At 68.7% G+C, this 22,333-nt stretch carries 16 protein-coding genes and 1 tRNA gene; 7 read left to right on the plus strand and 10 right to left on the minus strand.

Features of this window, described 5'->3' with window-relative positions:
• Positions 1-18: 18 nt before the first annotated feature.
• A complete protein-coding gene (locus E4A53_RS11025) occupies positions 19-633 on the plus strand; it encodes a PEPxxWA-CTERM sorting domain-containing protein (protein WP_136163168.1) in 615 nt (204 codons plus the stop codon).
• Positions 634-799: 166 nt separating this feature from the next.
• Positions 800-985: a hypothetical protein gene (locus E4A53_RS11030; RefSeq protein WP_136163169.1), complete on the plus strand. Its 186-nt coding sequence runs from the start codon at positions 800-802 to the stop codon at positions 983-985.
• A gap of 187 nt (positions 986-1,172) precedes the next feature.
• Here the strand turns inward: E4A53_RS11030 and recG are convergent, their stop codons facing one another.
• Positions 1,173-3,236, minus strand: coding sequence for an ATP-dependent DNA helicase RecG (recG, locus tag E4A53_RS11035; RefSeq protein ID WP_136163170.1), 2,064 nt, complete (start codon positions 3,234-3,236; stop codon positions 1,173-1,175).
• Between the two features lie 71 nt (positions 3,237-3,307).
• Here recG and E4A53_RS11040 point away from each other — a divergent pair, with 71 nt between their 5' ends.
• Positions 3,308-3,574 carry an FAD assembly factor SdhE gene (locus tag E4A53_RS11040; protein WP_136163171.1) on the plus strand — a complete coding sequence of 89 codons (267 nt, stop codon included), beginning with the start codon at positions 3,308-3,310 and terminating at the stop codon, positions 3,572-3,574.
• Positions 3,571-7,032 carry a transcription-repair coupling factor gene (mfd, locus tag E4A53_RS11045; protein ID WP_136163172.1) on the plus strand — a complete coding sequence of 1,154 codons (3,462 nt, stop codon included), beginning with the start codon at positions 3,571-3,573 and terminating at the stop codon, positions 7,030-7,032. Before E4A53_RS11040 ends, mfd begins: the two co-directional genes overlap by 4 nt.
• A 63-nt stretch (positions 7,033-7,095) precedes the next feature.
• Here mfd and E4A53_RS14915 read toward each other — a convergent pair whose 3' ends face one another.
• Both E4A53_RS14915 and E4A53_RS11055 read right to left on the minus strand, forming a co-directional pair.
• Positions 7,096-7,872 (minus strand): PEPxxWA-CTERM sorting domain-containing protein, encoded by a 777-nt coding sequence (locus E4A53_RS14915; protein WP_136163173.1) that lies wholly within the window; start codon positions 7,870-7,872, stop codon positions 7,096-7,098.
• Positions 7,873-8,127: 255 nt separating this feature from the next.
• Entirely contained in the window at positions 8,128-10,104 is a 1,977-nt protein-coding gene (locus tag E4A53_RS11055) for a putative bifunctional diguanylate cyclase/phosphodiesterase (RefSeq protein ID WP_239018270.1), read from the minus strand.
• A gap of 176 nt (positions 10,105-10,280) precedes the next feature.
• Between E4A53_RS11055 and E4A53_RS11060 the strand changes: the two genes are divergently transcribed.
• From E4A53_RS11060 to E4A53_RS11070, 3 genes are all read left to right on the plus strand, one after another.
• Positions 10,281-11,045 (plus strand): NAD kinase, encoded by a 765-nt coding sequence (locus E4A53_RS11060; RefSeq protein ID WP_136163174.1) that lies wholly within the window; start codon positions 10,281-10,283, stop codon positions 11,043-11,045.
• A gap of 53 nt (positions 11,046-11,098) precedes the next feature.
• Positions 11,099-11,173 (plus strand) — tRNA-Asn (locus tag E4A53_RS11065).
• A gap of 282 nt (positions 11,174-11,455) precedes the next feature.
• Entirely contained in the window at positions 11,456-12,919 is a 1,464-nt protein-coding gene (locus E4A53_RS11070; protein ID WP_206366308.1) for a phospholipase D-like domain-containing protein, read from the plus strand.
• Here E4A53_RS11070 and E4A53_RS11075 read toward each other — a convergent pair.
• The 7 genes from E4A53_RS11075 to E4A53_RS11105 all read right to left on the minus strand — a co-directional run bounded on the left by E4A53_RS11075 (position 12,888) and on the right by E4A53_RS11105 (position 22,233).
• On the minus strand, positions 12,888-13,832 hold the full coding sequence (locus tag E4A53_RS11075) for a LysR family transcriptional regulator (RefSeq protein ID WP_136163175.1): 945 nt from the start codon (positions 13,830-13,832) through the stop codon (positions 12,888-12,890). The two genes, E4A53_RS11070 and E4A53_RS11075, sit on opposite strands and share 32 nt — an antisense overlap.
• Before the next feature lie 78 nt (positions 13,833-13,910).
• Entirely contained in the window at positions 13,911-15,221 is a 1,311-nt protein-coding gene (locus E4A53_RS11080; RefSeq protein WP_136163176.1) for a dicarboxylate/amino acid:cation symporter, read from the minus strand.
• Complete coding sequence (gene dgcA / locus E4A53_RS11085) at positions 15,218-16,207, minus strand: N-acetyl-D-Glu racemase DgcA (protein WP_136163177.1); 990 nt, start codon at positions 16,205-16,207, stop codon at positions 15,218-15,220. Before dgcA ends, E4A53_RS11080 begins: the two co-directional genes overlap by 4 nt.
• Positions 16,183-17,202, minus strand: coding sequence for an N-acetyltransferase DgcN (gene dgcN / locus E4A53_RS11090; protein ID WP_206366309.1), 1,020 nt, complete (start codon positions 17,200-17,202; stop codon positions 16,183-16,185). The genes dgcA and dgcN overlap by 25 nt, the downstream gene beginning before the upstream one ends.
• A gap of 127 nt (positions 17,203-17,329) precedes the next feature.
• A complete protein-coding gene (locus E4A53_RS11095) occupies positions 17,330-18,979 on the minus strand; it encodes an N-acyl-D-amino-acid deacylase family protein (RefSeq protein ID WP_136163179.1) in 1,650 nt (549 codons plus the stop codon).
• On the minus strand, positions 18,970-20,577 hold the full coding sequence (locus E4A53_RS11100; protein ID WP_239018271.1) for an N-acyl-D-amino-acid deacylase family protein: 1,608 nt from the start codon (positions 20,575-20,577) through the stop codon (positions 18,970-18,972). The genes E4A53_RS11095 and E4A53_RS11100 overlap by 10 nt, the downstream gene beginning before the upstream one ends.
• A 39-nt stretch (positions 20,578-20,616) precedes the next feature.
• On the minus strand, positions 20,617-22,233 hold the full coding sequence (locus E4A53_RS11105) for an N-acyl-D-amino-acid deacylase family protein (protein ID WP_136163180.1): 1,617 nt from the start codon (positions 22,231-22,233) through the stop codon (positions 20,617-20,619).
• Between the last annotated feature and the right edge of the window lie 100 nt (positions 22,234-22,333).

The following is a 22,333-nucleotide window of genomic DNA, read 5'->3' on the forward strand; positions in this document are numbered from 1 at the left end:
ATGTCAGGGGTGACGCATATGTTTGGTAAGCTTGCTTTGACGGCCGCTGCTGCGGTCACCTTCATCGGCCTTTCGTCGCCGGCTTCCGCCCTGACGCTGGGGGCCACGAATTGCGCGCTGTCGGACATCGGTTCCGCGCTCGCCGGCACGGAAGCGATCGCCTGCCGCGGCTGGTACGACAACAACAATCTGAACGGCAACAGCGAAGCGAAGCGGAAGGATTCTGCCGCCGCTCTCAACGCTCTGTTCAACACCACGACATTCGATTGGCAGACGCTGAGCTGGATCGACGAGTTCGATGTCGGCGGCAACGTCATCAATTTCGCCACGCCGCTTTTCGGCCAGACCGTCCTCGCCATCCACGTCGGCGCCGCCAAGGGCGAACCGAACGGTGTCGGTTACACGTCGACGGCCTTCTTCATTTTCGATGCCGGCAACCTGCCGGGCGGCCTGACCTCGCTGGACTTCAACCGGGCCGGGCTGTCGAACGTCCGCGTGTATTCGACCGGCACCTATACGCCGCCGACCAACGCGGTACCGGAACCGGCGACCTGGGCGATGCTGATCGCGGGCTTCGGCCTTGCCGGCGTGGCAGCGCGCCGTCGGCGCCGGACCGGCGTTTCCTTCGCCTGATCCGATACACGCTCGAAAAAAAGGGGGCGGCCAGCGGTCGTCCCCTTTTTCATGCCCGGCGCCCGGGCGGATGCGACGAAGCGAGTGCCCAGCCCCTGTCCGGGTTACCCGCTTCACGCTATATTGGCGCGGCGCGGGGGGTGGCTGTTCAGCTCCGGAGAGCGCAATGACCACCTCGACATCGAACATCTGGATCAGACGGGCGGCGGAAGAAGCACGGGCGGCGCTCGCCGCGACGACCCCGGCCGCCGCACGCCTGCACCGCGGCCTCGCCGCCGCCTACCACATCCGCGCCACCTGCGGCGTCCCCGTGATCGACGCCGCCTTCCTGACCGACCGCCGCCAGCGCTGACCCCTGCCTGCGCCGGCCCCATCGCCGGCGCACTCATCCCGCCCTGCCGGCGATAGCCGGATCCCATACCGATACGCGAACACCCGGCCACCAAGCCGGCGTATCGTGCTCCTGCGAAAGCAGGAGCCCATAATACCGAGCCTTCATCTGCACTCCTGCTTTCGCAGGAGCATGCCCATCACCCGCCCTACCCTGACCGCAGCAGGTTCACGCCCGCGTCACGCTCGAACAGGTAGAGCGCCAACCGCGCCGCCTGCCCGCGCGGGCCGTCCAGCCCACCGTCGCGGTCGACCAGCAGCCGCGCGTCATCGCTGGCGATCGGCAGCAGTTCCTGCAGGGCCGCGTCGTCGGCAAGGCGAAAGACATGCTCGCCCGACTGGCGGGTGCCAAGCAGTTCGCCCGCCCCGCGCAACCGCAGGTCCTCCTCGGCGATGCGGAAGCCGTCATTGGTCTCGCGCATCAGCGCCAGCCGGGCGCGCCCGGTCTCGCTCAACTGCCGCCCGCGCAGCAGCAGGCAGACCGACCGGCCGCTGCCGCGCCCGACCCGGCCCCGCAACTGGTGCAGTTGGGCCAGCCCGAACCGCTCGGCGCCCTCGACGATCATCAGCGTCGCGTTCGGCACGTCGACGCCGACCTCGATCACCGTCGTCGCGACGAGCAGCGCGGTCTTGCCGGCGGCGAAGGCGGCCATCGCCGCGTCCTTGTCCGGCCCCTTCATCCGGCCGTGAACCAGCCCGACCCGGTCGTCGCCGAAGCGCAGGCGCAGCGCCGCCGCCCGCGCCTCCGCCGCCGCCTGGTCGCTTGTCTCGCTCTCCTCGACCAGCGGGCAGACCCAATAGGCCTGGCCGCCGCCGGACAGGTGGCGGGCGAGCGCGTCGACCACTTCGTCCAGCCGCGCGTCGGACAGCACCCGCGTCTCGACCGGCTGGCGGCCGGGCGGCATCTCGTCCAGCCGGCTGACGTCCATCTCGCCATAATGGGTCAGGGTCAGCGTGCGCGGGATCGGCGTCGCGGTCATCACCAGCAGGTGCGGCGGCCGCTCCGCCTTCTGCGCCAGCAGCAGCCGCTGGGCGACGCCGAAGCGGTGCTGCTCGTCGACCACCGCTAGCCCCAGCCGCTTATAGGCGACCGCCTGCTGGAAGATCGCGTGGGTGCCGACGAGAATGTCGATCGATCCGTCGGCCAGCCCGATCAGCGTCGATTCGCGCACCTTGCCTTTCTCGCGCCCGGTCAGGATCGCGACATTGACCGGCAGGCCGGCGAGCAGCGCGGTCAGGTTGGCGCAATGCTGGCGGGCGAGGATCTCGGTCGGCGCGAGCAGCGCGCCCTGCGCCCCGGCCTCGACCGCCGCCAGCAGCGCCATCAGCGCGACCAGCGTCTTGCCCGATCCGACGTCGCCCTGCAGCAGCCGCAGCATCGGCGTCGCCTGCGCCATGTCGCCGGTGATCTCGGCGATCGCGCGGGCCTGCGCCCCGGTCGGCGCATAGGGCAGGCGCAGCCGGTCGCGCAGCCGCCCGTCGCCGGCCAGCGGCTCGCCCCGCCGCTTGCGCTCGGACGCGCGGACCAGCATCAGCGCAAGCTGGTTGGCGAAAATCTCGTCATAGGCCAGCCGCCGCCGCGCCGCCTTGTCGGCCGGGTCGGCATGGGCGGTGGCGAGCGCCGCGCGCCACGCCGGCCAGCCCTGGCGGGCGAGGACGCTCGGTTCTATCCATTCCGGCAGGTCCGGCGCCCGTGCCAGCGCCTGCGCCGCCAGCGCCGCCAGCCGCTTGCCGGTCAGCCCTTCCGACAGCGGATAGACCGGCTCGCGCTCCGGCAGGTCGGCGGCCTCCTCGGGCGGCAGCACATGGTCCGGGTGGACGATCTGCCACTCCTCGCCATAGCTTTCCAGCTTGCCGGACACCACCCGCGCCTCGCCCAGCGGCAGCAGCTTCCTCGCCCAGCCCGGATTCCCCCCGAAATAGACCAGGCTGACGATATTTCCTTTTGAATCAGAGGCATGCACGCGAAATGGCGACCGCGCACCGCCCTGCCGGTAATCGAGCGGGGTCAATATTACCGTGATAACCTGACCGGAAACTACGCCGTCCAGGCTTGCCACCGGCGTCCGGTCGATGAACCCGCTCGGCAGGTGAAAGGCGATATCCACCGCCCGCGCCAGCCCCAGCCGCTCCAGCGGCCGGGCCAGTTGCGGCCCGATGCCTTTCAGCGCCGTCACTTCGGCGAACAGCGGATTGAGTATGGCGGGTCGCATGGCTATCTGACCCCTCTAGCCCATCAGCCTGCTGGCCCGAAAGCCCGCCGGCCGCTTCGCATTGGACAAATATGGATCGCGACGCCCGCCTCAAACGCCTCCGCTTCCGCGCCTGGCATCGCGGCACCAAGGAGGCCGACCTGCTGGTCGGCGGATTCTTCGACCGCAACGCCGCCCGCTGGAGCATGGACGAGATCGCCTGGTACGAGGCGCTGATGGACGAACAGGACGCCGACATCCTCGGCTGGGCGATCGGCACCATCCCGGTCCCGCCCGATATCGACGGGCCGATGATACGGGCGATGCAGGCGCTGGACTATATCCCGATCGCCGAATGACCGCCATCCAGACGATCTTGAACGCGGCCGATCCGCTTGTCCTGTCCGGCGCGCCGGCCGGCTTCCTGCCGTGGCTGTCCGCCGACGTCGCTCGCGCCGCGCGCGGCCGCCGCACCCTGTTCATCACGCCGGACGAGCAGGCGATGCGTGCGCTGGCTGACACCGCCGCCTTCTTCGCGCCGGAACTGCGCATCCTGACCTTTCCGGCGTGGGATTGCCTGCCGTACGACCGCGCTTCGCCGTCGCTGCGCGCCACCGCCGAGCGGCTGGCGACGCTCCATGCGTTGCAGGCGAAGCCGGTCGGGCCGGAACTGGTCGTCACCACGATCAACGCCGCGACTCAATGCACCCTGACGCCGTTCCGCATCCGCCAGCTCGTCGCCCGCCTCGCCCCCGGTGAACGGATCGAGCGCGACCGGCTCGCCGCGATGCTTCAGGCCAACGGCTATGTCCGGGTCGAAACCGTCGCCGACCCCGGCGAATATGCGGTGCGCGGCGGGCTGGTCGATCTGTTCCCGTCGGGCGAGGAACAGGCGCTGCGGCTCGACTTCTTCGGCGACGAGATCGAAACCGTCCGCCGTTTCGACCCGGCGGACCAGCGCACCACCGGCCGGGTCGACGGTTTCACCCTGTTGCCCGCGTCGGAGGCGCTGCTCGACGAGGACGGGATCAAGCGCTTTCGCGGCCGTTACCGCGAGACATTCGGCGCCACCGCCACCGGCGACCCGCTCTACCAGGCGATTTCGGACGGCCGGCGGCTGGCCGGCATGGAGCACTGGCTGCCGCTGATCGAGGACCGGATGGCGACGCTGTTCGACCATCTCGCCGACGACACCGTCATCATCCGCGACCACGGCGCCCCGGCGGCGGCCGCCGCCCGGTTCGAGGCGATCGCCGACTATCACGCCAACCGCGTCCGCGCCCAGTCGTCAGACCCGGGCAGCTATCGCCCGCTCGACCCGGCGACACTCTATCTGCATGCCGATGACTGGGCGGCGCTGGTCGCGGCGCGGCCGATGCACCTCGTCTCGCCGTTCCGCGAACCGGAAAGCGCCGGCGTCCTCGACTTCGCCGTCGACGGCCCACGCGATTTCTCGCCGGAGCGGGCGCAGAACGCCAACGTCTACGAAGCGGTCGCCGCCCACGCCCGCACGCTGGCACGCGGCGGCCGCAAGCTGGTCCTCGCCAGCTATTCCGCCGGCTCGCGTGAGCGGCTGTCCACCCTGCTTGCCGACCACGGCATGATTGGCCTGACCCCGGTGGATACATGGCAGGAGGCGCTGGGTGCCGCCCAGCACGGCGTCGCGCTGGTCGTCCTGCCGCTCGACCATGGCTTTGCCGCGCCCGATGTCGCGCTGCTGACCGAGCAGGACATGCTCGGCGACCGGCTGGTCCGGCGGCAGAAGCGCAAGAAAAGCGCCGACGCCTTCCTGTCCGAACTGGCGACGCTGACGCCGGGCGATCTTGTCGTCCATGTCGACCACGGCATCGGCCGTTATGAGGGGCTGGCATCGATCCCGGTCGGCACCAGCCCGCACGATTGCGTGTGGCTGACCTATGCCGGCGGCGACAAGCTGTATGTGCCGGTCGAAAATATCGACGTGCTGTCACGCTACGGCGCGGAAGGCGAAGGCATCGCGCTCGACCGGCTGGGCGGCGAGGCATGGCAGCGGCGCAAGGCGCAGATGAAGGAGCGGATTCGCGAGATCGCGAACGAGCTGATCAAGACCGCCGCCGAACGCGCGCTGCGCCCCGCCGACGTGGCGGAACCGGATGCCGGCGGCTACCCCGCCTTCGTCGACCGCTTTCCCTATCAGGAAACCGACGACCAGGAACGCGCGATCGGCGACGTCATCGCCGACCTCGCCGCCGGCAAGCCGATGGACCGGCTGGTCTGCGGCGATGTCGGCTTCGGCAAGACGGAAGTGGCGCTGCGCGCCGCCTTCGTCGCCGCAATGGCGGGGATGCAGGTCGCGCTGGTCTGCCCGACCACCCTGCTCGCCCGCCAGCACCACATGAATTTCGTCGAGCGGTTCCAGGGTTTTCCAATCCGCGTCGGCCGCCTGTCCCGCTTGGTCCCGGCGCGGGAAGCGAAGATGGTCAAGGAGGGGCTGGCCGACGGCACGCTCGACATCGTCATCGGTACCCATGCGGTCATCGCCAAAGGCGTCACCTTCAAGCGGCTGGGCCTGGTCATCGTCGATGAGGAGCAGCGTTTCGGCGTCGTCCACAAGGAACGGCTGAAAGCGCTGAAAACCGACGTGCATCAACTGACCCTGACCGCCACGCCGATTCCGCGTACCTTGCAGATGGCGATGTCGGGCCTGCGCGAACTATCGGTCATCCAGACTCCGCCGGTCGACCGGCTGGCGGTGCGCACCTATGTGATGCCGTGGGACCCGGTGGTGCTGCGCGAGGCGCTGCTGCGCGAACATTATCGCGGCGGCCAGAGCTTCTTCGTCACCCCGCGCATTGCCGACCTGCCCGACATCGAACGCTTCCTGCGCGAAGAGGTGCCGGAGGTGCGCTATATCGTCGCCCATGGTCAGATGGCGCCCGGCATGGTGGAGGAGCGGATGGCCGCCTTCTACGACAAGCGCTACGACGTGCTGCTGTCGACAACGATCGTCGAGAGCGGCCTCGACATCCCCAGCGCCAACACGCTGATCGTCCACCGCGCCGACCGCTTCGGCCTGGCCCAGCTTTACCAGCTGCGCGGCCGCGTCGGCCGGTCCAAGACCCGCGCCTATGCCTATCTGACCACCCATGAGCGGGTGCTGACCGAAACCGCGGAAAAACGGCTGAAGGTGCTGTCGGACCTCGACAGCCTCGGCGCCGGTTTCCAGCTCGCCAGCCACGACCTCGACATTCGCGGCGCCGGTAATCTGCTGGGCGACGAGCAATCCGGGCATATCAGGGAAGTCGGGTTCGAACTGTACCAGGCGATGCTTGAAGACGCGATCCTGAGCGCCAAGGCCGGCGGCATCGGCCGGGAAATGGCGAAGGACGATTTCTCGCCGCAGATCACCGTCGACGCGCCGATCATGATCCCCGACGATTACGTGCCGGACCTCGACCTGCGCATGGGCCTCTATCGCCGCCTGAACGAGATCGAGGACAAGCAGGGCATCGAAGCATTCGCCGCCGAGATGATCGACCGCTTCGGCAAGCTACCGGAGGCGACCGCCAACCTGCTGACGGTGATCGAGATCAAGCTGAACGCCAAGCGCGCTAGCGTCGCCAAGATCGATGCCGGGCCGCGCGGCGCGCTGGTCAGCTTCCACCAGGACAGCTTCCCCGACATCCCTGGCCTGCTCGCTTACGTGGAGCGGCTGAAAGGCACCGCAAAGCTGCGCCCCGACAACCGGCTGGTGATCAGCCGGCCGTGGGGCGACCCCAAGGCGCGGTTGAACGGCGCGCTCCAGCTCTCGCGCGGACTGGCGAAAATCGTCGGATAGAAAGAAGAAGGACGCGGCGGCCCCCGGCCTGCAACATGCCGGGGAACCGCCGCGAATACGCGATCAGGCGGCGTAGCTGACCGTGCGGACCCGCCGCCGTGTCGCCGCGCCGATCAGGCCGAAGCCAGCGATCAGCATCGCCCAGGTCGCCGGTTCCGGCACCCCGCCAGGAACGGTGATCTGGCCAGCCTGGGCAAAGCGCAGATTGTCGATAGCGAAGCCACTGCCTTCGGCTCCGACCAGATTGAGGAACACACCGGCGATCTGCGGCGTGCCATCGGCCGTCACCAGCCCCAGGAACTCGATTCCGAAGCCAGTGTTGACAACCGTTCCCAACAAAGAACCGTCACGAGCGAACGCAGTGATGCCGGTCGAGCCGATATTGTCGAAGAAACCGCCGTCAAACCCGACACCGGCCAGATCAACATCGAACAGCACCGCGATCGGGCCATTGAACGTCGGCGAACCAGACAGGACCGGCGACGTCGGATTGGCGCCGTCCGAGGAGATGAAGGTGTTCGGCGAGGCTGCGTCCAGCGTCAGCGGTCCGGTCGGACTTCCCGAAACACAGCCGCTTGCTGCCGCGCCGGGGCAATCGGTCCCCGGATTCGCGCTCAGCGCCTGACCGACGAAGAATCCGCCGAACGTGACGTTCGGGGCGCCGGCACCGCCGCCATAATTGGCCGGCGCGTAAACCGGATTGACCGTACCCTGAGCATATTCGCTGAAGGTGATGAGGCCGGCGTCCGGGTGGAAGTCCCCTGGGTTGACCCGAACGATTTGCGCCTGCGCCGCTCCGGCGAACAGCACGACGGCCGAAAATGCAAGAAGAGTCTTCATGCGTATTCCCCTAAACTGGGACTCTCATGAGTCCGGAAATCACGTATGCGACCCAAAGCGTCGGCTATTACCGCCAGCTGAAAAGAGTTACTGCGAAATTAACCGATCATCAAGACACTTGAACGGGTGCTCCATCCCAAATTGGGGCAATGACAGACCGAATTAGCAGCAAGAGCGCCGAAAACCGGAAGAAAGCCCATCGCAGTTCATGACGATACAGCAATAAATTAAGCATTATAGTCAACCGTATAGCGACTATTCCTGACTGTCGATCAACGCCGCCAACTCTGCACTGGTCAACGGCATCGCAAAGAGGAAGCCCTGACAATAAGTGCAGCCGGCTTCGGCGAGCAGCGCCAGCTGCTCCTCCGTTTCCACACCCTCGGCAATGACGCCCAGGTCAAGTGAACGCGCCATTTCGATCACCCCGTGCACCACCACCCGGTCACGGCTCGACCCGGCAATGTCTTCCGACAATTTCTTGTCGATCTTCAGATAGTCGAGCGGCAGCGCCTTCAGGTAGGCAAGGCTGGAATAGCCGGTGCCGAAATCGTCGATCGCTACCCGGCAGCCGCCGGCGCGCAGCGCGGCAAGCAGGTCGGCGGCGGCATTCAGGTCGTTGATCAGCCCGCTCTCGGTCAACTCCACGGTCATCCGCGACCGGCTGAACCCGGCGGCGTCGACGATCGCGAGGAAATGCTCCGCAAAACCGGGCCGGCCGATATCGGCGGCGACGATGTTGACCGACAGGCGCAGCCCGGCCAGCGCCGCCGGCCACGCCGCCGCCTCCGCGATCGCCCGGCGCTGGATATGCTCGGAAAGCTGGACGATATGGTCGGACCGCTCGGCGGCGGCGAACAGCATTTCCGCGCCCAGTTCGCCAAGAACCGGGTGGCGCCAGCGCGCCAGCGCTTCGACGCCGACGATCTCGCCGGTCGCCACCGCCACCTGCGGCTGGAACAGGATGTCGATCTCATCCTGAGCGAGGGCAGTGCGGATGTCGACCGCCAGCCGCTCTTCCCGCCCGGCCGCCACAGCCTCGCTGCCGCTGAGCAGGCGGATCGGCGCCGAATCCTGGATGCGCGCCTCGGCCAGCGCGGCGCTGGCGCGGCGCAGCATCTCGATCGGGTCGTCCTCTCCTTCCCCGGCGATCACCCCACCGATCCGGCAGCCGACGCTGACCGGTTCCGCGTCCGGCATGAACGGCCGCGCCATCGCATCGACGATATGCTCGGCAAGCAGGCGCGCCCTTTCCGCCGCCAACCCCGGCGCGACGCCGACCAGAAAGGAGGCGCCGGCCATCCGCGCGACCAGGGTGCGCCGGCCCCCGACATCCTCCGCCAGCCGCTCGACCCGCCGCGCCGCCGCCTTCAGCAGCGCGTCTCCGGTCGCCCGGCCATAGGCGGCGTTGACCATCTCGAACCGGTTGACCGACACCAGCAGCAAACAGGTGCCGGCGCCGCGTCGTACGGCCGCCGCGATCCAGCGTCGCGCCTCCCCGGCATCAGCGAGACCGGTCAGCGGGTCGCGGAAGCGGCGGCGGCCACCGGCAGCCGGGGCCAGCGCTTCGATCGTCCCGGCAATGCCGCCGGGCAGGCGCTGGAGGTGATGGGCGACTGGCTCGCCGCTGCCCGGCAGGCGGTGGGTGAAGGCGGTGGCGTCGCTGCCGTCGCGCAGCCGCCGGAATGCCTCGCGCGCGGCGCGGCGCCCCTCGGCATCGAGCCGCCGGTACAGCGCGCCTGCGGTCCGCGCGCCGGCCGACACACCGGCCAGGCCGCTGCCCATATGGAGCACGCCGTCGCTGAACCGCCAGGCCATGCTCGCCGCCGCCACGCCGCCCTCACCGCGCCAGCCGGCGGCCAGTCGATCGGCATGCCGCGCGGCAAAGCGCAGCGCCTGGCCGAACTCCTGGTCGCCGAACGGACTGGCGAGATAATGGGTGGCGCCGGCCGCATACAGCGTATCGAGCCGCGCGATGTCGCCGCGCGACAGCAGCACGAGCAGCGCCGACGCATTGGATTGGGCCGGCTCGGCCAACGCCTGCACCGCCGCCAGCCCGTCGTCGAACGCGCCGCGCGCGTCGACCACCGCAACCGTCGCGCCGCTGGCGATGAAGCGCGCCTCCAGCCCGCTGGCTCGCCGCGCCGCGATCGCCCGCCAGCCGGCGCGCGACAGCACCGCCGCCAGCTCGTCCCGGTGCCGGAATGACAGCAGGAACAGCGGCTGACTCACGGAACTCGGCAAGGGTGCGGGCGACGGCTCGCTCACAAGGGGCTCTCCACGCCGGCGATGCTAGCGGGGCTTTGCGCCGCCGCCAATGGCCTTGCTCCGGTCGCCGCGACCGCCTAACCCGACAGCGTGGATAGTCGCCGCCCCTGCCCCGCCCCTTGTTCGGCCGCCCGGCGGCCGTGAAGCGCGCGCTCGTCGCCTCGCCGGCCGAATCCGCGCGCATCGCCGAGGCAGAGCTGCGGGCGCGCTATGAGTGGGTCGATCCGGGCGAAGCCGAACTGATTGTCGCGCTCGGCGGCGACGGCTTCATGCTGCAGACCCTGCACGCGATGCTGGAACGCCACCGCACCGTCCCCGTCTACGGCATGAACCGCGGGACCGTCGGCTTCTTGATGAACAGCTACGATCCCGCCGGGCTCGACGCACGGCTGGCGCGGGCGCGCACCTTCGCCGTCACCCCGCTGCGCATGGAGGCGTCGACGATCGAGGGCGAGCACGTCTCGCTGCCGGCGATCAACGAAGTGTCGCTGCTGCGCGAAACCCGCCAGACCGCCAAGCTGGAAGTCATGGTCAACGGCCGCGTCGTCATCGAGGAACTGGTCTGCGACGGCGTGCTGGTCGCGACCCCGGCCGGGTCGACCGCCTACAACTTGTCGGCGAACGGGCCGATCCTGCCGCTCGGATCGGCGCTGCACGCGCTGACCCCGATCAGCCCGTTCCGCCCCCGCCGCTGGCGCGGCGCCGTCATCCCCGAAAGCGCCCGCATCCGCTTCCGCGTGCTCGAGCCGGTCAAGCGCCCGGTCAGCGCCGTCGCCGACCAGCGCGAAGTGCGCGACGTGACGCAGGTGGAGATCGGCATCGACCACGCCGCGTCGCTCAGCCTGATGTTCGATCCGGAGCACGCGCTCGACGAACGGATCGCGATGGAACAATTCATGGTGTGACCGGCTTGCCTTGCGGCGAAACCCGCTGCTATAGGCGCGCCTCGCAACCGTGTTCCCCGGTAGCTCAGCGGTAGAGCATCCGACTGTTAATCGGACGGCCGCCTGTTCGAATCAGGCCCGGGGAGCCACTTTCCGATCAGCGGCATCCTGACGCCTCCCTTCATACGCCGCCAATTGGGCGCCGTATGATGCGACATGCGGCGATCACGCGGCAGAAGGCAGGATCGATGGGCCGTCCGCCGTTATCTGCGGAGCCGCGATCAACTCGGGAAACACCGATCAGGGGCGGAATCGCCTATGCTCACGCCGGCGATACCGCCGGAGCGTCGTGTCTGGCGTCAGCCGCTTTCCGGGCGCATGATCGCCACCGGCCCCGGCAACGGGCGCGGCCGGGTCGTGAGAGGATGCCGATGACACGAGGGGACGAAACGCCGCTGCCTGAACCCGGGCGCAATTGCTGGCGGGTCGCACGGGCAGACCGCTTCGCGTTCATCGTCGACGCGGCCGATTATTTCATCGCCGCGCGCAAGGCGATGCTGGCGGCGCGCAAGAGCATTTTCCTTGTCGGCTGGGATTTCGACGCCGGCATAACCCTGGACGAACAGGCGTCGGAAGGGCCGGCGAAGCTGGGCGACTTCATTATCTGGCTGGCCGACCGCTCGCCCGAACTGGAAATCCGGCTGCTCCGCTGGGATACCGGCGCGCTCAAGGCGATGTTCAAAGCGCGGACACTGGCGACGATCATCCGCTGGAAGATGCATCCGCGCGTGACGTTGAAGCTGGACAGCGCCCACCCGATCGCCGGCTCCCACCACCAGAAGATCGTCGTGATCGACGACTGCGTCGCCTTTTGCGGCGGCATCGACATGACGACCGGCCGCTGGGACCGCCGCGCCCACAAAGACGACGAACCGCGCCGTCGAGACCCCGACGGCAGCCGCTATACGCCCTGGCACGATGCAACCAGCGCGTTCGACGGCGACGCCGCGCGCACGGTCGGCGACCTTGCCCGCGAACGCTGGCTGGCGGCGACCGGCGAGCGACTCCAGCCGGCCGACGTGTCGCATGACTGCTGGCCGGACGGCGTGGAGCCGAGCTTCCGGGACGTGACACTGGCCATCGCACGCACCTGCCCGGACATGGACGACAGCGGCGGCGTGCACGAGATTGAGCAGATGTATCTCGACCTGATCGGCCGGGCGCGCCGCTATATTTATGCGGAAAGCCAGTATTTCGCGTCGCGCAAGATCGCCCGCGCGATCGCCGCCCGGCTGCAGGAGGAGGATGGACCGGAAATCGTCATCATCAACCCCGAGGCCGCCGAAGGCTGGCTGGAGCCGATCGCGATGGACTCCGCCCGCGCGCGGCTGGTCGAGGCGCTGCAACGCGTCGACCGCCACGGCCGTTTCCGCATCTATCATCCGGTCACCGGCGGCGGCGAGCCGATCTACGTCCACGCCAAGGTAATGATTATCGATGATCGCGGCTTTCGTGTCGGCTCGTCCAATTTCAACAACCGCTCCCTCCGCCTCGACACCGAGTGCGACGTGATCCTCGACGTGGCGCAGGGCGGCACCGCCACGGAGCGCGAAACCGTCGCCGCGATCCGCGATGATTTGCTGGCGGAGCATCTGGGCGTCGCCCGGGACAGGGTCGGCGCGACGCTGAACGAAACCGGATCGCTGATCGCGACGATCGAGGCGCTTCGCGGCAGCGGGCGCAGCCTGGTGCCTTACACGCTGCCGGAACTGAGCGGCACCGAAACCTGGCTCGCCGACAACGAAATCCTCGACCCCGAAGGCCCCGACGCGATGTTCGAGCCGCTCAGCCGCCGCGGCCTGTTCAAAGGCTGGCGCCTCCCCCGGCGGCGGTGACGGCGGCCGATCTCGCGCCCGGCGACTGCCCGCCCGCCATCGACGATCCGAGAATCTGGATCACCTGCTTCATGAACCGCGATAGCGGCCGGTCGGCAAGGTAGATGCAGTGGATACCGAAGCCGAGCCGCGGCTCGACCTGACGGTATTCCAGTTCATCGCCCGAATAGGCCCGCGCGGTGAAGTCATCGACCAGCGCGACGCCCAGCCCCTGCCTGACCAGCGACGCAGCGATGTACATGGTGTTGATGGTGATCGCGTCGTTCAGCACCAGCCCCAGCCGTTCGACCGCGTCGTTGAACAGGTTGCCGAGCGGGCCGCTGTGAATGAGGCTGATGAAATCGCGCGATGCCAATGCCTCAAGAGGCACCGGCGCTGTCCCTTCCGGAAACTCGCCCTTGCGGAACAGCAGGACCAACTCGCCGGTGCCGATCTGGGTGCGGGCAAGCCGAGGGTGGTGGACCGGGTCGTAGCCGACCGCCACGTCGCAGGTGCGTTCGACCAGCGCGCGCGGGATATCGGCGTGATGGATGGTGTGGATGTCGACCTTGACGTTCGGGTATCTCCGCCGGAACGTCGCCACCGCGTTCGGCGCGACGTCCAGCCCGAACCCCGGCATCACCGCCAGACGGACGACGCCGTTCACTCCGCGCGCGATATTGACCGAAGTTTGATGTAGCGACCCCAGCTTCGCGTATATCTCATCCACCTCGAGGAAGATGATGCGCGCCTCGTCGGTCGGTGTCAGTCGGCCCCGCGCCCGGTGAAACAGCGGGAACCCGACCCGGCTTTCGGCGTGGCGGAGCATCTTGCTGACAGACGGCTGGGCAACGTTCAGCGCACGCGCCGCCGCGCTGACCGACCCGTGGGTGTAAACCGCGTGGAAAACCTCGATATGCCGCAGATTCATCATCGCCAGGGCAGGCTCGCACAGCTGCACGGCATCGGCAAGCGGCGCCAGCGGAGGCTGGGCACGCGCGCTTTCCTGCCCTCAGACCTCCGGCACGTGATGGAATACCTCCCTGTCGATGTCGCCGGACCAATGGGCGACGACCGTCGCGTTGGTCAGGTTGGTGCCGACATTGGGCACCGTCCGCATCATGTCGAGGAAGCGATCGAACGGCAGGATGAAGCCGACGATCATTGCGCTCTGCGCGTCATCGATCCCGACTACCGACAGCACCGCCGCCATCATGAACAGCGCGGAGGACGGCACCGGCGGGGAACTGAGCGCGATGATCGTCGAAACCGCGATGACCAGCGCCATCTGCAATGGCTCCAGCGTGACGCCCAGCGCCTGCGCGCCGAAGATCGACAGCATTGCGACATACATGGCGGTGCCGTCGCGCGCGATGCTGGCGCCCAGCGGCAGCACCGACGAGAGCACCGGCTTGGCGATGCCCAGATTGCGCTCGGCGACCGACATCTCGACCGGCAGGCTCGCCGAACTGGATGAGGTCGAGAAGGCGACCAACATCGCATCGACGGTACCGCGCAGGAATTTCGTCGCCGGCAGGCCGGTCAATGCCTGGACGATGCCGGGCTGGACGACCACGGTCAGGATCACGCAGCCGCCCGCCACGCCCAGCGCGAGCAGCGAGATGTTCATGAATACGCCGACACCGCCGACACCAACCGCGGCGGCGACAAGGCCGAACACGCCGATCGGGGCAGTTTCGATCACCACCCGCACCAGATGCATCATCACTTCGGCGCCAAGCACCAGCGTGTCGGCCAGCGGCCGCCCCCGCGCGCCGAGCGCCAGCACGCCGACGGCAAAAAGGATCGCGAAGAAGATCGTCGCCAGCATGTCGCCTTCGGCGATCGCCATGACCGGGTTGATCGGAATGATGCCGAGAAGCTGTTCGGACAGCGTCATGCTCGACCGGATCGCCATCGGCTCCGCGCCGGCGATCGCCACGCCGACACCGGGCTGGAGCAGCAGTGCAATGGCAAGGCCGAGCGTCGCCGCCAGACCGGCGGTCAATACGAACAGGCTGACGGTGCGCGCGCCGAGCGAGCCGAGCTTGCGCGGATCGCCCAGCGCGATCACCCCCGACGCGATCGAGAAGAAGACCAGCGGCGCGACCAGCATGCGGGTCAGCCGGACGAATATGTCGCCCAGCCATTTGACGTTGACCGCCGCTTCGCCAAAGGCGAGGCCGACGATGATCGCAAGGCCAAGGGCGGGCAGGATCCGTTTCCACAGCGGAATGTCGATCCAATAGCGGTGCAACGCGCTTTTAGGGGACGCTTCGGGTTGCCGCCCGCCGTCTTCCGTATGCGGCTCCGCGTCGTTCATCGCCCACCCCACAGATCGCCTGATGGTGCGGCCAACCGGCCACCGGCCAGCCGCACACCATCGGCATGGTCGTCCGCCAGCCATAGCGGTCCGTCGAGATCGGCGAAATCGGCTTGCGCCGCCACCAGAAACGCCGGCGCGATAGACAGGGACGAGCAGATCATGCAGCCGGTCATCACCTGCATGCCGGCAGCTCGGGCGGCGGTGAGCAGAGCGAGCGCCTCGGTCAGCCCGCCGGTCTTGTCCAGCTTGATATTGACCGCCTGATAGCGGCCCGCCAGCCGCTCGACATCGGCGGCGACGTGGCAGGATTCATCCGCGCAAATCGGGGTCGCGCTGTGCAAGCCCGCCAGTGCATCGTCGGCGCCGGCGGGCAGTGGCTGCTCGAGCAGCATAACACGCAGCTCAGCGAGCACCGGCAGCATCGCCGTCAGCAGGTCCGGCGACCACGCCTCGTTGGCGTCAACGATCAGCGTCGGGTCGGGCGCGGCCTGCCGCACCGCGCGCAGTTGCGCCGCCGGGTCGTTCGCGTCGACTTTCACCTTGACCAGCGGCTCGCCGGCCAGCGCCGCAGCGGCATGCGCCATCGCCGCCGGCGTATCGATGCCGACGGTGCGCGCGGTAACGATGGCGCCGGCGGCCGGCGCGGCGGCCAGCGCCGCCGCCGAGGTGCCGGCGCGCCGCGCCTCAAGGTCCCACAGCGCGCAATCAAGGGCGTTGCGCGCCGCGCCCGGCCCCAGCGCCTTGCCGAGCGCCGCCCGCGTCATCCCCGCTTCGATCGGCCCGCGCAGCGCCTCCAGTTGGGCGACACAGCTCTCAACGCTCTCGCCGTAGCGGGCGATCGGCGCGCCTTCGCCCCGACCGACAATTCCCTGCTCCTCCAGTTCGACGACCAGTAGGTCGGCGACGTGCCGAACCCCCCGGGCGATGCGGAACGGCGTCGCGAGCGGCCTGCGATCGATCAGGAGGCGGAGGTTGCGAAGCATGCCTGCACCCTGTCGACGATCCGGGCGACGCCGTGCCGGTACGGGTCCTGGCACGGCAGACCCGTCTCGGCCGCCGTCGCCTCGCACAGCCGCAGCGCTTCGGCCTCGTCCAGCGCCGATGTGTTGAGGCAGACGCCGACCGCCTGCACATCCGGGCTGGTCAGCCGCGCGGCGGCAAGATTCGCCTCCAGACACGCGGCGAGCGACGGCAGCGCGCGCGCCGGCAGGCCCCGCATATGCGGCCGCGACGGATCGTGGCACATGACGATCGCCGCTGGCTGGGCGCCGTGGAGCAAGCCGAGCGAGACCCCTGCATAGGACGGGTGGAACAGCGACCCCTGCCCTTCGACAATGTCCCAGCCATCGTCGTCGCGCGCCGGCGAAATGGTTTCCGCCGCGCCGGAAATGAAATCGGCGACAACCGCGTCGACCGAGATACCGTCACCGGCGATCATGATCCCGGTTTGGCCGGTCGCCCGGAAATCGGCGTTCCAGCCGCGCCCCCGCATCTCCCGCTCAAGGGCAAGGGAAGAATACATCTTGCCGACCGAACAATCGGTGCCGACGGTCAGCAGCCGCCGCCCCGCCCGCGGCCGCCCGTTGCCGATCGGCACGCCCGACGGCGGGTGGCGGACATCGAAAAGCCGCACGCCGTTGGCCCGCGCCGCTTCGCGAATGACGGCGACATCTTCCAGCCGGTCGTGCAGGCCGGCGGCGACGTTCAGCCCGGCGTCGAGCGCCGCGACGACATCGGCGATCACGCCTTGGCCCATCACCCCGCCGACATTGGCGACGCCCAGGATCAGCGTCTGCGCGCCCACCGCCCTCGCCTGCGCGAAGGTCATTTCCGGCAGGCCGAGGTCGACGCCGCTGCCCGGCAGCCGGTACTGGCCAACACACAGTTCGGGGCGCCAGACCGCAACGCCGCGCGAGGTCTTGACCTGGATCTGGTCGGTCACATCACCCAGGTAGAGCAGATAGGGAGCAGGAAGCATCGTCATCCTCGCAAGCCGGCGTGAACGAAGGGTTCGTCCAGTTAGTAGAAAGGCGGGGGAGCCAGGGAAAATACCAAGGGGCGCCTCTTCCATAGCGACTGGCTATGCCGTCCGGCGCCCGCGCGGATCATCCGGCGGGGCAGCCCGGCGTCGCCGGGTCCGGGCGGACGCGGTCGGGCCGCGCCGGTCCTTTCAGCACTCGCCCCGGCGTCGCGCCGGTCAACGTTCCGGCGCGGATCACCGGCACGCCGTTGACGACGACATGCCTGATCCCGACGGGAAACTGATGCGGATCGGTGAAGGTGGCTCGGTCGGCGACGGTCGCCGGATCGAACACCGTGATGTCGGCAAACGCCCCCTCGCGCAGCCTCCCGCGGTCGGCCTGGCCGTACTGGTCCGCCGGCAGCGAGGTCATCCGCCGGACGGCGTCCTCCAGCGTCAGCACATTCTGCTCGCGTACATAGCGGCCCAGCACGCGGGGGAATGCACTATAGCTGCGCGGATGCGGATGCCCTTCCCCCCACCCGACCGGGTCGCCGTCCGTCTCGATCATGGCGAGCGGGTGTTTCAGGATGCGGACGACGTCCTCCTCCTCCATCGCGTGGTAGATCGCGGAAAAACCGCCGGCGAGCTGAAGTTCGATCAGCAACTGCACCGCGTCATCGGGCGTGCCCTGCAATCCCCGGTCGGCCGCCAGGTCGGCAAGCGTGCGGCCGTTATACTGCGGGGCGGACGGCACGACACGGAACTGCAGCCGGCGCAGGTCGGCGCCGCCGCGCTGCTGGAGCAGAATGCGGCGGGTCTCCGCCTCGATCCGCGCGCGTGTCGCCGGGTCGGCAATCCGCTCGCGGAAGCGCTCCGCCCCGCCGGCATGCGCCCAGGACGGGAACATGATCGCCGATGTCGAACTCGATGCGGTATAGGGATACAGGTCGTGGGTCACGTCCAGCCCGCGCGCGCGGGCACCGTCGATCAGCGCCAGCGTGCGCGTGCTCCATCCCCATTGGCCAGCGCCAGTCACCTTGTGGTGGTTGATCTGGGCCGGCAGCGCCGCCTCTTCCGCGATGCGGACCAGTTCGGCAATGGAATCGAGCACGCCGCGCCCTTCGTCGCGCATGTGCGACACGTAGATGCCGCCGTGGCACGAAGCGACGCGGGCGAGCGCGACCAGTTCCTCCGTCTTGGCGTAGTTGGCCGGCACGTAGATCAACCCGGTCGACAGGCCGAGCGCGCCGTCCGTCATCGCCTCGGCGACTATCTTCTGCATCCGGGCAAGCTCCGCCGCGGTCGGCGCCCGATCCTGCTGGCCCAGCACCTGCGCGCGCGCGAAGCTGTGCCCGGCGAAGAAGCCGACGTTGGGCGCGACGGCCAGCGACGCCATATAAGCATGCAGCGGATAGGGCTGAGCCCCGCTGTGCAGGCTGGCGATGATCGAGGTGATGCCCTGCCGCAGGAAATTCTCCGCCAGCGGGGATTCGTGGATGTTGACCGCGATGTGGGCGTGATTGTCGATGAAGCCGGGTGAAACGACATGGCCGGTTGCATCCAGCGCCACCGCCCCGGCACTTGCCGCCAGCCCGTCGCGGGCGATGACCGCGATCCGGCCGTCCTTGATGCCGACATCGCCGCGATAGGCGGGCGCGCCAGTTCCGTCGACGATCTCGCCGCCGCGGATCACCAGATCATAGGTCGGCTTTGCCCATGCCGGGCCGCCGTGCGCCGCCGTGCCGAGCAGGGCGGCCAGCACGACGCGGCGGATCGCCGCCGTCATGAGCATGTGCCCGCCGGTGGCGTGCGGAGCAGCGCGCGGCCTGGCAGCGCCCCGGTCGGCTTGCCCGCCTCGAGGACCAGCCTGCCGTTGACGATGACGTGCTCGACGCCGGTCGACAGCAGCGTCGGTTCGACAAAGGTCGCGCGCGGCCGGAAGGTGCCGGGGTCGATGACGACGATATCGGCGAAACCACCCTCGCGGATATAGCCCCGCCCTTCCAGCCCAAGCGTATCGGCGACAAGCCCGCTCGCCTTGTGGACGAAGGCTTCGGTGCTCAGCACACCGGCGTCCAGCACATAATTGGCGTAAAGCCGGGGGTAGCTGGCATGGCCGCGCGGATGGCCGGTGGCCGATCCGTCGCTGGAGAACATCGTCCAGGGCTGCTTCATCAGCAGGCGGATGTCGGGTTCGGTGATCGCGAAGATCGCGACGCTCGGGCTGCCTTCCTTCAGGATGCGTACCGCCGCCTCGGCCGGGGTGATCCGCCATTCGGCCGCCAGCTCCGATATCCTGCGGCCGATCAGGGCCTCCTGCCCCGGCGCGCGGGTGATCAGGATATTCTGCGCGCCGCCACGTTCAGCGAAGAAGGTGGTCGATTCGGCCAGGATCCGCGCCAGGCTGGCGCGTTCGTCGAACCGGCGCAGCATCGCCTCGCGCCCGCCGTCCTGCGCCCAGCGCGGGATCGCCATCGCGACCAGCCCGGTGTTGGACGCATTCCACGGATACTGGTCGGCAGTCACCTTGACCCCGCCGCGCTGCGCCTCCTCGACGATCGCGACCAGTTCGGCCATCGAGCTGCCGTCCGGCCTGGCACCGGAGGACACCTTGAAATGGCCCAGATGCAGCGGCGCGCCGCTTTCGCGGGCGATGCGGATCTGCTCGCGGGTCGACGCGACGACGCCGATCGATGTGTTGCCCTCGTCACGCTGGTGAGTGTCGTACAGGCCACCGCGCCGCCCGGCTTCTGTCGCGACCGCGATCACCTCCTCGGTCGACGCGAAGCTTTGCGGCGCGTAGAACAGGCCCGACGACAGGCCGTAGGCGCCCTCGCACATCCCCTTGGCGGCCAGCGCCTTCATCTGCTCCAGTTCGCCGGCATCGGGGGCGCGGGCATCGTCGCCCAGCACCCGCTGCCGGATCGCGCCGAAGCCGACATAGGAAGCGAAATTCCCACCGGCGCCGGCAGCCGTCGCCGTTTTCGCGAAGGCGGCGACATCCGGATCGCCGCCGCCATCGACGCCGATGACGTTGGTGGTGACGCCCTGGGTCAGTTGGCGCAGCAACAGCCGCATCTTGGGGTCACTCGACGCGATCTCGTCCGTCGCATGGACGTGGGCGTCGATGAAGCCGGGGACGACCATCTTGCCCGCCGCGTCGATGCTGCGGGCAGCGGAAATGCCGGCGGCGCGCGCGTCGCCGATGAAGACGATCCGGTCGCCTAACAGGCCGACGTCGACGCTGCGGGCCGGCTCCAGCGCGCCGGAATAGACCTGCCCGCCGGTGATCAGGACGTCGACCTGCCGCGGTTCGCGCGCGGAGGAAGCGGACACCAGCATCGTCGCGGCGGCCCCGGCCGCCAGCCATCGTTTGAACGCGTTCATCATCGTCTCCCCATCCTCAGCCCGTCAACGTCGCGGCCGGCGTCAGCCGCACGTGCCGGCGGGCGGCGTCTTCGCCAGGCCGCGCCCGGCCAGTTCGCCGGTCGGCCGGGCATTCTCGAAGGCGACCTTGCCGTTCACCAGCACCGTCCGTACCCCGACGGCCGGCAGGGCCGGCTCGACATAGGTCGAACGGGGCGCGTAGCTTTTCGGGTCGAACACGACGATGTCGGCGTAATAATCGGGGCGTAGCTGGCCGCGATCGGCGAGACCGAAGGTCTGGGCGGGCAGCATCGATGAACGATGCACGAACTGGGCAAGGCTCAGCCGCTTCTCCTTCACCACATAGGTGTCGTAGACCGTCGCGAAGGCGCCGAAGCGCCGGGGGTGCGCCGACGACGCGTCGGACCCGGTCATCACCCAGGGCTGGACCAGATAGGCGCGCAGATCGTCCTCGCCGATCGCGAAGATCGCCATGCCGGTGTCGCCCTCCTTGAAGATCCGCACCGCCGCCTCGATCGGGTCGACGGACCAGAGCGCGGCGAGGTCGGCGAGGGTCTTGCCGACCCAGGGCGAATCCTGCCGGGTGACGAGCAGGTTCTTTGCTCCGCCCCGCGCCGCCAGGAAATCGGCCATTTCAGTGCGAAGCCGGGCGGCGGTCTGCGGGTTGTCGAAACGGCGCAGTGTTTCCTCCCGCCCGCCGGCCTGCGCCCAGCGCGGAATCAGAATGCTGGTGATGCTGCCGCCGGAGGCGAGATAGGGATACTGGTCGGCGGTGATCTTGATCCCGTCGGCCCGCGCCTTCTCGACCAGCGCGATCACCTCGCTGCTCAGCCCCCAGGACCGCACGCCGGAATTCTTGATATGGGCGAAATGGCCGGGCAGCCCGGCCTCGCGCGCGATGCGGATCAGTTCCTCGACCGACGCGACGATGCCGATCGAATCCGCCCCGCCATTCCCTTCGTCGCGCTGGTGGCTGTCGTAGATCCCGCCCCGCGCCGCCGCCTCGCGGGCAAGCGCGATGACCTCCTCGGTCTTGGCGTAGCTTTGCGGGGCGTAGAACAGCCCGGTCGAAAAGCCGATCGCACCGCCGCACATCCCCTTCGCGACCAGCGCCTTCATCTTCTCCAGTTCCGCTGCATCCGGCGCCCGGCTGTCCATTCCCAGCACAGCCTTGCGGATCGGCTGGAAGCCGACATAGGCGGCAAAGTTGATCCCGACGCCCTTTTCCTTCGCGCGAACGAACAGCCCGGCCGTATCCGGGTCGCCGTGCCCGTCGACACCGATAACATTCGTGGTAACGCCCTGCGCTAGGTTGCTGAGCGACGTGCGCCGGGCCGGATCGTCGGCGAACAGATCGTCGTCGGTATGGGTATGGCCGTCGATGAACCCCGGCGCGACGATCATGCCTGCGGCGTCGATCGTCCGCTTCGCCTTCTTACCCTTGCCATCGCCGACGAAGACGATGCGGTCACCGCGTATGCCGACATCGGCCTTGACGCCCTGCCCGAGGCCCCCGTCCAGAACCGTGCCGCCGGTAATCAGCACGTCCAGCGAATCCGAGCCACAGCCCGCCGTCGTCAACAGCAATCCGCCAAGGCCGGCGACGGCGAGCGCGCGGCAGAACGGGCGTTCAGTACGGTTCGTTAGGATTTTTCCCATGGCGTGTCTCCGGCGTTGCGGGGCGCGGCGTGACCCAGCGGCAGCGCCCCCTTCTCTGTTACGGAATGCGATGTGCCCTCTCGGCGCATGGTCGGCACCG

Source organism: Sphingomonas flavalba, from assembly GCF_004796535.1.
Classification (GTDB): Bacteria; Pseudomonadota; Alphaproteobacteria; order Sphingomonadales; family Sphingomonadaceae; genus Sphingomonas_L; species Sphingomonas_L flavalba.